This is a genomic window from Streptomyces sp. NPDC101151, from assembly GCF_044768335.1.
Classification (GTDB): Bacteria; Actinomycetota; Actinomycetes; order Streptomycetales; family Streptomycetaceae; genus Streptomyces.
On the sequence record NZ_JBIWPP010000051.1, the window covers coordinates 36,035 to 48,737 of the forward strand.

At 69.3% G+C, this 12,703-nt stretch carries 8 protein-coding genes and 2 pseudogenes; 6 read left to right on the top strand and 4 right to left on the bottom strand.

The features are described from left to right. Nucleotides 1-40 precede the first annotated feature (40 nt). Nucleotides 41-880 (top strand): PaaX family transcriptional regulator C-terminal domain-containing protein, encoded by an 840-nt coding sequence (locus ACIRU3_RS42985; protein ID WP_404069099.1) that lies wholly within the window; start codon nucleotides 41-43, stop codon nucleotides 878-880. A gap of 36 nt (nucleotides 881-916) precedes the next feature. Here ACIRU3_RS42985 and ACIRU3_RS42990 read toward each other — a convergent pair whose 3' ends face one another. Then, complete coding sequence (locus tag ACIRU3_RS42990) at nucleotides 917-1,612, bottom strand: alpha/beta fold hydrolase (protein WP_404069102.1); 696 nt, start codon at nucleotides 1,610-1,612, stop codon at nucleotides 917-919. A 282-nt stretch (nucleotides 1,613-1,894) separates the two neighbouring features. On the opposite strand from ACIRU3_RS42990, the gene ACIRU3_RS42995 reads away from it, so the two are divergent. The 4 genes from ACIRU3_RS42995 to ACIRU3_RS43010 are packed head-to-tail and all read left to right on the top strand — an operon-like array spanning nucleotide 1,895 to nucleotide 7,336. Then, nucleotides 1,895-2,842, top strand: a complete 948-nt coding sequence (locus ACIRU3_RS42995) for an ABC transporter permease (RefSeq protein ID WP_404069105.1) — start codon at nucleotides 1,895-1,897, stop codon at nucleotides 2,840-2,842. Then, nucleotides 2,839-4,779 (top strand): dipeptide/oligopeptide/nickel ABC transporter permease/ATP-binding protein, encoded by a 1,941-nt coding sequence (locus ACIRU3_RS43000; RefSeq protein WP_404069107.1) that lies wholly within the window; start codon nucleotides 2,839-2,841, stop codon nucleotides 4,777-4,779. The genes ACIRU3_RS42995 and ACIRU3_RS43000 overlap by 4 nt, the downstream gene beginning before the upstream one ends. Then, nucleotides 4,776-5,792 carry an ABC transporter ATP-binding protein gene (locus ACIRU3_RS43005; RefSeq protein WP_404069109.1) on the top strand — a complete coding sequence of 339 codons (1,017 nt, stop codon included), beginning with the start codon at nucleotides 4,776-4,778 and terminating at the stop codon, nucleotides 5,790-5,792. The genes ACIRU3_RS43000 and ACIRU3_RS43005 overlap by 4 nt, the downstream gene beginning before the upstream one ends. Continuing rightward, entirely contained in the window at nucleotides 5,789-7,336 is a 1,548-nt protein-coding gene (locus ACIRU3_RS43010) for an ABC transporter substrate-binding protein (protein WP_404069111.1), read from the top strand. Before ACIRU3_RS43005 ends, ACIRU3_RS43010 begins: the two co-directional genes overlap by 4 nt. 135 nt (nucleotides 7,337-7,471) lie before the next feature. Here the strand turns inward: ACIRU3_RS43010 and tnpA are convergent. After that, nucleotides 7,472-7,898: pseudogene (tnpA, locus tag ACIRU3_RS43015) on the bottom strand (IS200/IS605 family transposase). 11 nt (nucleotides 7,899-7,909) lie between these two features. Between tnpA and ACIRU3_RS43020 the strand changes: the two are divergent. Beyond that, a pseudogene (locus ACIRU3_RS43020) lies at nucleotides 7,910-9,079 on the top strand (RNA-guided endonuclease InsQ/TnpB family protein). A 73-nt stretch (nucleotides 9,080-9,152) separates the two neighbouring features. Here ACIRU3_RS43020 and ACIRU3_RS43025 read toward each other — a convergent pair. Together ACIRU3_RS43025 and ACIRU3_RS43030 are read right to left on the bottom strand one after the other, a co-directional pair. Further along, on the bottom strand, nucleotides 9,153-11,621 hold the full coding sequence (locus tag ACIRU3_RS43025) for a SpoIIE family protein phosphatase (protein WP_404069113.1): 2,469 nt from the start codon (nucleotides 11,619-11,621) through the stop codon (nucleotides 9,153-9,155). Nucleotides 11,622-11,854: 233 nt separating this feature from the next. Then, nucleotides 11,855-12,577, bottom strand: coding sequence for a M24 family metallopeptidase (locus ACIRU3_RS43030; RefSeq protein ID WP_404069115.1), 723 nt, complete (start codon nucleotides 12,575-12,577; stop codon nucleotides 11,855-11,857). Nucleotides 12,578-12,703 lie beyond the last annotated feature (126 nt).

The window sequence follows — 12,703 nt, forward strand, 5'->3', positions numbered from 1 at the left end:
TGCTCGGTAGGATCGCCACCGCACACGACGGAAGGCGATCATGTCGGACAGTCCCACCAGGCCCAGCTCGTTGATCAACACGGTCTACGGAGCCTTCCTGCGGCGTCTCGGGGGATGGGTCTCCATCGCCGACCTGATCGTCCTGATGGCCGAACTGGACGTCGACGGACCGGCGGTGCGCTCGGCGATCTCCCGCCTGAAGAAGCGGGGCATCCTGGAACCCGAACGGCGCGGCGCCAACGGCTACCGCCTGAGCCCCGCCGTGCACCCCGTCTTCGACGAGGGCGACCGGCGTATTTTCGGCAGCCTGGAGCCGGCGGACCTGGCCGACGGCTGGGTGATGGCCGTGTTCTCCGTGCCGGAGTCCGAACGGTCCCACCGCTACCAGCTCCGCACCCGCCTGACCTGGCTCGGCTTCGGCAACATCACCTCCGGGGTGTGGCTCGCACCCGGGCGCCTCCTGGAGGACGCCCGCGCCACCCTCGACCGGCTCGGCCTCAGCGAGTACGTGCACCTCTTCGCCTCGCAGTACGTGGCGTTCAGCGATCTGCGCACCTCGGTCAGGTCCTGGTGGGACTTCCCGGCGATCCAGGCACAGTACGCGGTCTTCACCGACACCTACGGCCCCGTCGCGGCACGGCTGACGACGCAGTCCGGCATCGACGCCGAGGAGGCGTTCCGCCACTACGTCCCCATGCTCACGCAATGGCGTCGTCTGCCCTACCTCGATCCGGGTCTGCCGAAGGAGCTCCTGCCCGAGGACTGGAACGCCGTCGCGGCGCGCCAGGTGTTCCAGCAACTGCACGCCGTGCTGGCCGAGCCGAGCCTCAGCCATGTGCGGACAGTGACCGGCCGTCAGCCTGAGGAAGCTTCGGACTGACGGCCGTTCGGCCCTCCTTGTAAATCGTGTAACTGACTAGACCCAGCCTTCGAGGGACGCCATGAACCCCTCGAAGTCGTCGCGGTGGATGCAGTGGGCCGTTCCGGGGACTGTGGTGATCTCGAAACCGCGCTGCCGCAGCAGCCCGGCCGTCGCGGGAGTGATCGTGAAGCTGGGGTCCGCCAGCTGGACCAGGGACGGCACCACCGGTCCGGCGGGAAGGTGGTCCCCGGCGAAGGACTCCTCCGTGGCGGCGAGGAAGGCCGGGTCGAAGAGGGCGAAGCCGGCCAGTTCCGCATCGATGTCCGCTTCGGACCAGCGCGGGCCTGCGCGGCGCACACTCCGCCTGTCGGCGTTCTCGACCATTGCTCGCATCGCCGCGACCGCTCCGGGCGGAATGTCTCCGGGCCGGAAGCCCGGATCGCTGTAGACGGCACGCCGCGGGCGGAGCCGGGCGGCAGCCAGCGACAGCGCGAGGCCGCCGAGGGAGTGGCCGATGGCCAGGTCGGCGCCCTGTGGCAGGTTCGCCACGAGATCGTCGGCCAGCAACTCCGGGCCATAGTCCCCGCGTGGGCTGAGGCCGTGGCCCCGCAGGTCCGGCGCGATCACCCGGTACCCGCGGTCCACGAGTCGCCTCTCCACCGCATGCCAGGTGCGGTGGTCCGCCATGCCTCCATGGATCAACAGGGCCAGACGTGGGCCGGCTCCGCGCTCGTGGATGTGGAGTTCCACAATGCCTCCTGTCCTGGATATCGACACGTGTAACTAACTTCGGCTATACATGCCGCAGCAGGCAAGAGGTGAGACGTCCGATCGTCGTACGAACCCCGCGCGCCGCCACCCGTGGCGCCCTGCAGTCCACTTCGAGCCAGCCCTCTCCGTCCGCGTGCCTCCCGGCAGAACCACGGAGAACAAAGTCGTTGCCCGGCACCTCGCATCGGGGTCACTTCTCGGGCCTTCCACTCCGACTCGACGAGCATTCCGTCGAGCCGGACGACCTCTGACGAGGTGAACATGACTACCTTCCGACTGGTGGTCAGACGGCTGCTGTCGTCGACCCCGCTCCTGTTCCTGGTCTCCGCCCTGACGTTCGTGCTGGTGTCCCTCGTGCCCGGGGATCCCGCCCGGACGATCGTGGGGCAGCACGCCACGGTCGAGCAGTACGAGGCCGTCCGCCGCCAGTTGGGCCTGGACGAGCCGTTGCCGGTCCAGTACTGGCACTGGCTCGTGCGGGTGTTCCACGGTGATCTGGGAACCTCGCTCTTCAGCGGCGAGCCGGTGACATCCGTGCTGAACAACCGTCTCCCCGTCTCGCTGTCCCTGATGATCGCCGGAACCGTCGTCTCCGGAGCCCTGGGCGTGCTGCTGGGACTGCTCAGCGCACGACGCGGCGGGCTGCTGGTGAAGGCCGTGGACGGCCTGGCGCTCCTCGGCCTGGCGGTGCCGGCGTTCTGGTTCGCGCTCGTCCTGATCGCCATCGGCTCCGTGCGACTGCGCTGGTTCCCGGTCACCGGCTACGTGCCGTTCGCGGACGACCCCGTCGAGTGGGGCAGATCCCTGGTCCTGCCGGTGCTGTCACTGTCGCTGAGCGCCGTGGCCATCATCGCCAAGCAGACACGGGACTCGGTCCTGGACGCGTTCGGACGGGACTTCGTCCGGGTCATGCAGGCCAACGGATTCTCCCAGCGCTCGATCCTCTACCGCCATGTGCTGCGCAACGCGGCCCTGCCGCTGGTGACGGTGCTGGGTGTGGTGCTCGTCAGCCTCCTGGCCGCCGCCGTGTTCGTGGAGACGGTGTTCGCCATGCCCGGGCTCGGCAGCCTCACCCAACAGGCCACCGTCCAGCACGACATCCCCGTCATCCAGGGAGCCGTCCTGTACATCACGGTCCTCGTCGTCCTCGTCAATCTGCTGGTGGACCTCGCCTACAGCCGGCTCGACCCGAGGGTGCGTGCCGCATGAAGCAGCCCACGACGCCGAGCGCGGGCCGCGCGCCGAACAGACGCCCTCTGATACGGCGCCTGCTGGGCCGCCCCGCCGGTGCTCTCTCCCTCGGCTGGCTGGTGCTGCTGACGGTCGCCACCCTCGCGGCGCCGCTCATCACGGCGCACGGCCCGCTGGACCAGGATCTCGGTCATGTGCTTTCGGGGCCGACGGCGGACCATCTGCTCGGCACCGACAATCTGGGCCGGGACCTGCTCAGCCGTCTGCTTTTCGGCGGCCGCTCCACCCTTCTGGCCGTCGGTGAGGCCCTGGCCGTCTTCCTGGTCATCGGCGTCACCCTCGGCCTGGCCTCGGGATTCCTGGGCGGCTGGGCGGACTGGCTGACCGTACGCACGGCCGACCTGCTGTTCGCCCTGCCCGGGATCGTCATCGTTCTCGTCGTGCTCTCCCTGTTCCCCGGCAATCTGCACGCCGCCATGATCACGTTCGGGGTGCTCGGGAGCCCGGGGATGATCCGCATCCTGCGCAGTCAAACCCTCGGCATCCGCGAGGAGTTGTACGTCGCGGCAGCGAAGGTCGCAGGTCTGACCCGCCTGCAGATCCTGCGGCGCCACATCCTGCCGCGCCTGACCAGCACGGTCATCGTGCAGGCGGCCCTGTTCGCCGCCATCGTCGTCACCATCCAGGCGGGCCTCGGCTTTCTCGGCCTCGGAGCCCAGCCTCCCGCCCCGTCGTGGGGCGGACTGGTGGCCGACGCGTCCCAGGCTCTGGACCGAGCGCCATGGATGCTGGTCCCCTCCGGAGTCCCGCTCGTCCTGACGGTGCTGGCGCTCGGACTGCTCGGGGACGCGGTCCGGGACGCGGCCGTCCAGGGATGGTCGGTCTCCCAACTGGCAACGCCCACAGCCGCGCAGCCGGCCGCCGGTGACGGGGGCGGCCCGAGGACAGCCACCGCCACGAACGGAACGCGCCCGGCGGATCCGAGCGCACTGCTGTCGGTCAGAGACCTGTCCGTGGAGATCGGCGGAGTCCCGGTCGTGCAGGAGGTGAGCTTCGACATCTCCGCGGGAGAGACCCTCGGAGTGGTCGGTGAATCGGGCTGCGGCAAGTCCGTCACCTCCCTCGGGATCCTCGGCCTCGTGCCCGGCGGCGGCCGGATCACACAGGGCCGGGTGGTCTTCGGCGGCACCGACCTCGCCGGTTCACCCGATGCCCGCACCAAGGTGCGCGGGACCGGTATCGCCTATGTCTCCCAGGAACCGATGGTCGCCCTCGATCCCACCTTCACCGTCGGCCGTCAGCTCGCCGAGGCGGTACGACGGCACGAGAACCGCGGCCGCGGCGCGGCACACAGCCGGGTCACCGAACTCCTCGGCATGGTGAACATTCCCGATCCGGCAGCCGTGGCGCGGCGCTACCCGCACCAGCTCTCCGGCGGAATGGCCCAGCGCGTGGCAATCGCACTGGCGCTCGCCGGCCGCCCCAAACTCCTGATCGCGGACGAGCCGACCACCGCCCTGGACGTGACCGTCCAGGGCGAGATCCTCGCGCTCCTGCGCGACCTGCAGGCCGAGACCGGAATGGCGGTGCTCATCGTCACTCACGACTGGGGCGTCGTCGCCGACCTGTGCCACCGAGCCGTGGTGATGTACGCAGGCCAGGTCGTCGAGGAGGCAGACGTCGAAGAGATGTTCGCCCAGCCCCTTCACCCGTACTCGGCGGGCCTACTGGCCGCCAACCCCCACCGGGCGCGAGCAGGCGAACCCCTGCCGACCATCCCCGGGTCGGTCCCCGCTCCGCGCGACTGGCCCGCCGGCTGCCGGTTCGCCCCTCGCTGTGCGCTGGCCGACGACCGATGCACGACGCAGCCGGTGACGCTCACCGAGCCCGCCCCCGACCGGCTCACCCGGTGTGTTCGATCCCAGCAGCTCCTCGCGGAAGGCACCACCCCATGACGCTGCCACCGCTCCTCGCCGTCGAGGACCTCACCGTCGAGTTCCCTCAGGGCCGCCGCACTGCGCCACTGCGGGCCGTGGACGCGGTGTCCCTGAGCATCGCACCCGGCGAGACCGTCGGACTCGTGGGCGAGTCGGGCTCCGGCAAATCCACCATCGGCCGCGCCGTACTCGGCCTGAACCGTGTCCACTCCGGCCGGATCGGCTTCGAGGGCCACGACATCACTCATGCCTCGTCCCGTACACGTCGCGCACTCAGCGCCCGGCTGCAAGTCGTCTTCCAGGACCCGTACTCCTCCCTCAACCCGGCCCGGACCATCGGCCAGACCCTCGCCGAGCCCTTCCTGACCCACGGCAGGGCGCACAGGAACGGGACGCGAGACCGCATCGCGAAGATGCTCGCGCGAGTCGGTATGCCCGCCGACACCGCGGACCGTTATCCCGGCCAGTTCTCCGGCGGACAACGCCAGCGCATCGCCATCGCCCGGGCGCTGATGCCCGAGCCGCGCCTCGTCATCTGCGACGAACCGGTCAGCGCGCTGGACCTGTCCATCCAGGCACAGGTGATGAACCTCCTGGCCGACCTGCAGCGCGATCTCGACCTCAGCTACCTCTTCATCGCTCACGACCTGCCCGTGGTCCGCCATCTCTCGCACCGCATCGTGGTCCTCTACCGCGGTCAGGTCATGGAGACCGGATCCGCAGCTGCGCTGTACACCGCCCCGGTCCACCCGTACACCCAGGCGCTGCTCGCCGCCGTACCCCAGCCGGATCCGCGTGCGCAGCGCGCCCGGACCGCGAACCGCGCGGCAGCGACGACGGCGACCGCGCCCTCACCGGCCGGCTGCGCCTTCACTCACCGCTGTCCCCATGCCATCGAGCTGTGCCGGCGCGAGCGACCACTTCTGCGGCCACTCCCGGACGGCCGCGCCGCAGCCTGCCACCGCACCACGGAACTGCACTCCCACTCCACCACCGACGGTCCCGGCCGCACACGTGAGGAAACGCCATGAGGACAACATCGCTGAACAGAGGGCTGACGACACTGGTGGTGCTCGCCGCCGCAGCCACCGCCTGCGGCGGATCCGACGCCGGCGGGAGCGGTGGCCAGGGGGACACCCTGACCGTCGTCGCCGCCGGTGCGCCCGCCAGCCTCGACCCGGCCAAGGCCAATGTCGGCTCCGACAACTGGTTCGTCAACCTCGCCTACGACACCGTCCTCAGACAGGGCCCGAACGGAAGGACGGGCCCCGGCCTGGCCGCCAAGTGGGGTTACGTCGGCACCGGCAACACCGACTTCACCTTCACCCTGCGCAGCGGACTGAAGTTCGCCGACGGCACGCCCCTGGACGCCGAAGCCGTGGCCGCCTCGCTCGACTACAGCCGGAAGAACGGCCTCAACGTCTCGTGGACCTCTGCCATCGAGTCGGTCACCGCCGCCGGCCCGCGCACGGTACGGATCCACTGTTCGAGCCCACACCCCAACCTGCCGCAACTGCTGACCCAAGTGCTGATGGTCGGCTCGGTCATCAGCCCCAAGGGCCTCGCGTCCCCCGGCACCATGGGCACCCACTCCTACGGCGCGGGACCGTACGTCCTCGACGCGGCGCACACCGCGACCGGCGACCACTACACCTACACCCCCAACCCCTATTACTGGGACAAGAAGAAGATTCACTGGAAGAAGGTGGTCATCAAGATCGTCGCCAACCCCAACTCCGCACTCCAGGCGGTCCGGACGGGGCAGGCGGACGCCATGGCCATCACCGCCAACCAGGCCGGCACCGCCACCTCCGCCGGACTGACGGTGACAGGTGCCCCCAACGTCTTCATGGGCGTCAACCTCGCCGACCGGCATGGCACCATCGCAAAGCCGCTCAAGGACCTCCGTGTGCGGCAAGCCCTCAACTACGCAGTGGACCGAGCCGCCATCACCAAGGCCGTCGTCCAGAATCACGGCCACCCGACCAGCCAGATATCCCTGCCCGGCCTCGACGGTTTCGCGGCCGACTACGACAATCGCTACCCCTACAACCCGGCCAAGGCCAGGAAGCTCCTCGCCGAAGCGGGATACCCGCACGGCTTCAAGCTGAAGATGGAGACCCAGAACCTCTTCGGAATCGACCTGGTCACCCAGGCAGTCGTCCAGCAGTGGAAGCAGATCGGCGTCACCGCCGACCTCACCACCGACACGAGCGTGGGCCAGTGGCTGGCCAACGCCACCTCCAAGAAGTATCCGGCGCTCGGCTTCGGCTACGGAGGCGCGACCAGTTACGCCCTCTCCCTCGACTGGATGCTGCCGCACTCCACCGCCTTCAACCCCTTCGCCACGTCCGACCCCGAGCTCACGCGCATGCTGACCACGGCAGCGGCGGCGCCCGCCGACCGGCAACCCGCGCTCTACCAGGACGTCATGCGGTTCGTCGTGGACCGGGCGTGGTTCGTCTCCGTCCTGCGCATGGACGGCCTGTACGCCTACAACGCCAAGAAGCTGTCCGGCTTCACGGCCGCACCGAGCTACCTTCCGGACCTCGCCTGGAACGTGGCTCCCCGGTGACGGGTGTGGAACGAAAGGGAGGAGGCGGACAGTTCAGCAGAATCTAGCGAGGAACCCTGAGCCTTCAGGCCCGGGAGGAATCGCTTCTCAAGACAGGGGTGACCCGCACGAGCGCACGGGTCTGCACTTTTGACCTCAGTCGGGACGCTTCTGGTTCGCGATGTACTCCTTCACTACGGCGAGCGGTGCGCCGCCGCAGGACGCGGCGAAGCAGGAGGGGGACCAGAAGTGCTCACCCCACAGGTACGTGCGGATGTGCGTGGGGAACTCCTGTGGGAGTCTGCGGGCCGAGACTCCTTTGAGGCTGCCGACGAGCCGGGAGAGGGCGACCTTCGGGGGATGGTGCACGAGCCGGTGGACGTGGTCGTGTTCGCCTTTGAACTCGCGCAGTTCCGCGCCGAAGTCGGCGCACACGTCGCGCATGACCTTCGCAGCGCTTGAGGATGTCGTCGGTGAACGGTCCACGCCGGTATTTGGGCGTGAAGACCAACTGGGCGTGGAGGGTGTAGCCGACCGTACGGCCGCTACGAATGTTGGGGTTTGGCTCCCGGCGCGGTGACATGGATCATCGTTATGATCACGCTCGTGAAGATCGTGACGCAGGTGAAGCTGATACCGGAGGCCGGCCAGGCCGCCGCGCTGTCGGCGACCCTGCGTACGGTCAACGACCTGGCGTGCTGGGTCTCCGAGGTGGCGTTCGCCCATGGTGTGCCGCGCGAGTACGAGCTGCGCAAGCACACGTACGCGCACCTCAAGGCCGAAGGTCTCGGGGCGCAGGCGGCGCAACACGTGATCAAGAAAGTGCGCGATGCGTACACGACGCTGCACGCCAACATCCGCGCCGGAAACTTCGGCAGGCCGAAGTCGAAGCGCCGGATCTAGGCCGGGTCGAAGCCGATCACGTTCCGTCCCGAGGCCGCGCAGCCATATGACGACCGGTGTTTGAGCTGGCAGTACGACGCACGGACCGTGTCCATCTGGACAACTGCCGGGCGCCTCAAGAACGTCCGCTTCGTCTGCTCCGCCGACGCGCTCACGACGCCCCGCGAGTACCGCAAGGGCGAGGCAGACCTGATCGAGCGTGACGGGGTCTTCCACCTGATCGCCACCTGTGAGGTCCCCGAGGCCGAGACGTACGAGCCGGACGGCTTCGTCGGCGTGGACCTCGGCATCGTCAACATCGCCACCACGTCCACCGGCTACCAGGCCGCCGGGTGCAGCCTGAACCGGTACCGCAAGCGTCAGCGTGCCCTGCGGGCCAGGCCCCAGAAGAAGCGCACCAAGTCCGCGAAGCGCCGGTTGAAGGAGCGCTCCCGCCGCGAACAGCGGCACGTCAAGAACACCAACCACATCATCGCCAAGACGATCGTGACCGAGGCTGAACGCACCTTTGCCGGACTCTCCCTGGAGGAACTCAAGGGAATCCGGCAGAGGGTACGGCTCCGCAAGCCCCAACGGGTCGCACTCCACTCCTGGGCCTTCGCCCAGCTCCAAGAGTTCATCGTCTACAAGGCCAGGCGGGCAGGCGTGCCCCTGGTCTTCGTTGATCCCGCGTACACGTCGCAGACATGCGCCGAGTGCGGCCACGTCGGCAAGCGCAACCGTGTCGACCAGGGGCTTTTCATCTGCCGGCAGTGCGGGATCGTTGCCCACGCCGACCGGAATGCTTCCCACAACATCGCCACCCGTGGCGAGACCGTGTGGAATGCGGGGCGTGAGTCACGCGTCCCTGCCACCCCATAAGGGTGTCTGGACGGAGGAGCCGACCCAGCAGCCAGTTGGGCGCTACCTCCAAGCCCGGTCCTTTAGGGCCGGGTCAAGTTGACGGGCCGCCGGAAGGACTCTTCGGTACCGCCACCTCTGCCCAGATCGTCTTCCCCGTGCCGGTGTGGCGGCTGCCCCACCGCTGGGCGAGTTGAGCGACGATGAAGAGACCGCGGCCGCCTTCGTCGAAGATGCGGGCGCGGCGCAGATGAGGGGCGGCGCTGCTGGCGTCGATCACCTCACAGATGATGCTGTCGGGGTCACGGATCAGCCGCAGAAGCCACGGGGGATGGGCGTAGCGGATGGCGTTGGTGACAAGTTCACTGACGATCAGTTCGACCACGAACGCCAGGTCCTCCAGACGCCAGGTGGTCAGCGTGCGGTTGGCGAATGCGCGGGCACGGGCGACGGCAGCAGGATCGGAGGACAGTTCCCACGAGGCGACCAGGTCGCCTCCCAGGACACGGGTGCGTGCCAGCAGGAGAGCGGCGTCGTCGTTCCGGCGGCCGGGAAGCAGGGTTCTCAGTGCCCGGTCGCAGGTCTCTTCCAGGGGACGGTGCGGATCGGCCAGGGCTGCGCGCAGGGTTTCCTGCCCGTCGTCCGCCTCGCCGTCGACGCTCTCGATGAGGCCGTCCGTGTAGAGGGCAAGGACGCTGCCCGGCGGCACGTCGAACTCGGCGGCCTCGAAGGGCAGTCCGCCGAGCCCCAGCGGTGGTCCGGCAGGCATGTCCAGGAAGTCCACCGAGCCGTCCGGGGTGACGAGTGCCGGTACGGGATGGCCGGCGCGGGCCATGGAGCAGCGGCTGGAGATCGGGTCGTACACGGCGTACAGGCAGGTGGCTCCCACCTCGCCCGCACCGGCGTCCAGTGCCTGGCGAGTGCCGTCCGCCGATTCCGCGCGATCCAGGCGGAGTACGAGGTCGTCGAGATGGGTGAGGAGTTCGTCGGGGGGCAGGTCGACGTCGGCCAGGGTGCGGACCGCGGTGCACAGTCGCCCCATGGTGGCGGAGGCATGAATGCCCCGTCCGGCCACGTCGCCGACCACGAGGGCGACTCTCGCTCCCGACAGCGGGATGACGTCGAACCAGTCGCCGCCGATGCCCGCGCCCGGGTCGGCCGGCACATAGCGGGAGGCAACCTCCACGGCGGGCTGGCGCAGCACGCGGTCCGGCATGAGGCTGCTCTGCAGAGCGAGCGCGATCTCACGTTCCCGGGTGTAGCGGCGCGCGTTGTCGATGTACACCGCAGCCCTGGCGGCGAGGTCTTCGGCCAGCCAGAGGTCCTGATCGTCGAAGGGATCAGGGGTGCGATGACGGCAGAAGACGGCGATCCCCAGCCTGATGCCCCGGGCTTGCAGCGGCACGGCCATCAGGGAGTGCGTCCTGTGGGTCCGGATGCGCTCGGCGCGTTCGGGGCAGCCGGAAGCCCATGAGGCCGTGGTGGCCTCATGGGCTTCATGGCGCGAGGCACGCCCGCTGGTCAGCGCGCGGCCCGGTGGTGACTCCTCGAGGTACGTGTGGGTCCCGCCCAGTGGAACCGCCGCCTCCGGGCATCCTGGCAGTACGGAGCGCTGGGCCGCGCGCCGAAGGACCGGGGGGTCGCCGGAGCTGTCCGGCCCTGGGCCCCCGAGGACGCTGTCGAGCAGATCGACCACGACGAAGTCGGCGAAATGCTCCGAGCCGACTGCCGCCAGTTCGTCCGCCGTGCGGCTCAGATCGAGCGTGGTGCCGATCCGCAGCCCCGCTTCGTTGAGGACACTCAGCCGCTGGCGGGCGCGGAACTGCTCGGTGATGTCGGCCGCCGCCTGCGACAGGGCGCAGACCCGCCCGTCCGGGGCCTTCACCGGGGAGAGCGTGAGGAGCCACGCGTGGAGGCGGGACTCGCCCGGTGTCCGGAGGTGAGCTTCCAGCCGTACGGTCTCACCGTTGCGCCACACCCGCTCCGCGGTCTCGGAGATGCCCTCGAGCCCTGCCATCGGCTGCCCGGGGCCGGAGTGGCCGAGGCGTACGCCGATGAGTTCCTCCTGCGGCTTTCCCATGGCAATGGTCGCCGCGGCGTTCACCGCGAAGCACACCCCCTGCCGGTCGAAGAGCGCCATGGTCATCGGAAGCTGATGCAGTGCCCACGCCTTGATGTCCGCCGCATCCTGCTCACCGCCTGTCCTGGCGTCCGCCTCGCCGTCCGAGGGCGGGGCTGCCGTGGCGGTCAGGAACCAGTGCGACTCACCCCCTGCGCCGAGCAGCGGATGCGCCTGCAGCCGTACCTGGAGACTGCCGCCCTCGCGGTGACGTACGGTGATGAGGCCGTCCCACGCCCTCAGCTCGGCGCAGCACCGCCGGGCACTCTCGGGAAGGGGCTCTGCCAGGAAAAGCCCGGCGTCTCGGCCTATGGCCTCGGCGGGATCATGGCCAAGCAGCTCACGGGCTCCGGCGCTCCACGCAGTGACAAGCCCGCGACCGTCCGCTGCGGCCGACGCAGGCTGCGCCCGGGCCGACCGTAGGTCGTTGGATGCAGCCGGCACGTCGACCTCCCTGCGCATCGGACAACCGCCCGCGAGGCACACAAGCAGCCGTCGTCTTCCAGCCTGCCCCTTGCCTCAGCCCATCTCAACCGCCGCGTGCCTGCTCCACACTATTCACGGTAGTAGCGGCCTCCGTCGCAGCCGGCGTCGGCAGCGCGTCCGACATCCGCGATCCGACCCCGAACGCGGCCGAGTCCTGACCGGCCGACCCAGGTCCCGAACGGGCACAGGCATCACGACAGGTCCAGCAGCCCCTTGTGCGAGCCGCCGAAGCCCCGGTGTTCGTCGACCAGGTGGATCTCCAGGATCCAGTGGGCCTGCCATCCGTCCTGGACAGTGCGGCGCAGAGGCCGGTCGTTGTCCGGGCAGAGGAACGAATCCGCCTGCACCGGCGAATCCGCCCGCACCCCGTGGACGTTCGCGGTCGGTGTTGTTCCGGCCAGGCGGCCGATGTGCCGTCCGCCCAGTGTCCAGCCCGCCTTGGCGGCGATGGCCCGGGCCTCGGCGTGCAGTTGTCCGCCCGTGATGCCGGAGTCCGCGTGGAACGCCTCGCGGCCGGCGGCGAACACCTTCGACAGGTCCTCGACGAGACTGTGCTTGCCAGGGTCGCTGCCGAAGGCGACGGTGCGTGCGAAGTCCGCTTCGTATCCGCCGAGGACCGGCCCGAGGTCGGCGACCACGATGTCGTCCTCGCTGATGACCCGGTCCGGCGGCTCCTGTTCGTACGGAAGCACCGTGTGGGGGCCGGAGCGGACGATCCGTCCGGGCCGTCGCGCGGCTCTGCCGAACATCTGCCTCGCCAGGTCCCCGATCCGGTTGCCGGCCTCGCGTTCACTGCTTCCCGGTACGAACAGGCCGCGGGCCATGACATCGGCGAACACGGCCTGCGCCATCCGCTGTGCCTCCACCAGCCCCAGGGCTCGCAGCCGTTCGTCCATCCGGTCGGGTGCTGCCATGGTCCCGTTCCTCTTCTTCCTCTTGCTCTGCCTAGTACTGCAACGGTCCTTGTCGTGACTGCTGGCCAGCTCGGTCGTTGGTGTGGTTATGGGTGGGGACCTTGCTGGTGTCAGGTTGTGGGCCGG

Coding starts and splice junctions, on each gene's coding strand:
- ACIRU3_RS43010 (WP_404069111.1), top strand. CDS start 5,789: ATGAGGACAACATCGCTGAACAGAGGGCTGACGACACTGGTGGTGCTC.
- ACIRU3_RS42985 (WP_404069099.1), top strand. CDS start 41: ATGTCGGACAGTCCCACCAGGCCCAGCTCGTTGATCAACACGGTCTAC.
- ACIRU3_RS43000 (WP_404069107.1), top strand. CDS start 2,839: ATGAAGCAGCCCACGACGCCGAGCGCGGGCCGCGCGCCGAACAGACGC.
- ACIRU3_RS43005 (WP_404069109.1), top strand. CDS start 4,776: ATGACGCTGCCACCGCTCCTCGCCGTCGAGGACCTCACCGTCGAGTTC.
- ACIRU3_RS42995 (WP_404069105.1), top strand. CDS start 1,895: ATGACTACCTTCCGACTGGTGGTCAGACGGCTGCTGTCGTCGACCCCG.
- ACIRU3_RS43030 (WP_404069115.1), bottom strand. CDS start 12,577: ATGGCAGCACCCGACCGGATGGACGAACGGCTGCGAGCCCTGGGGCTG.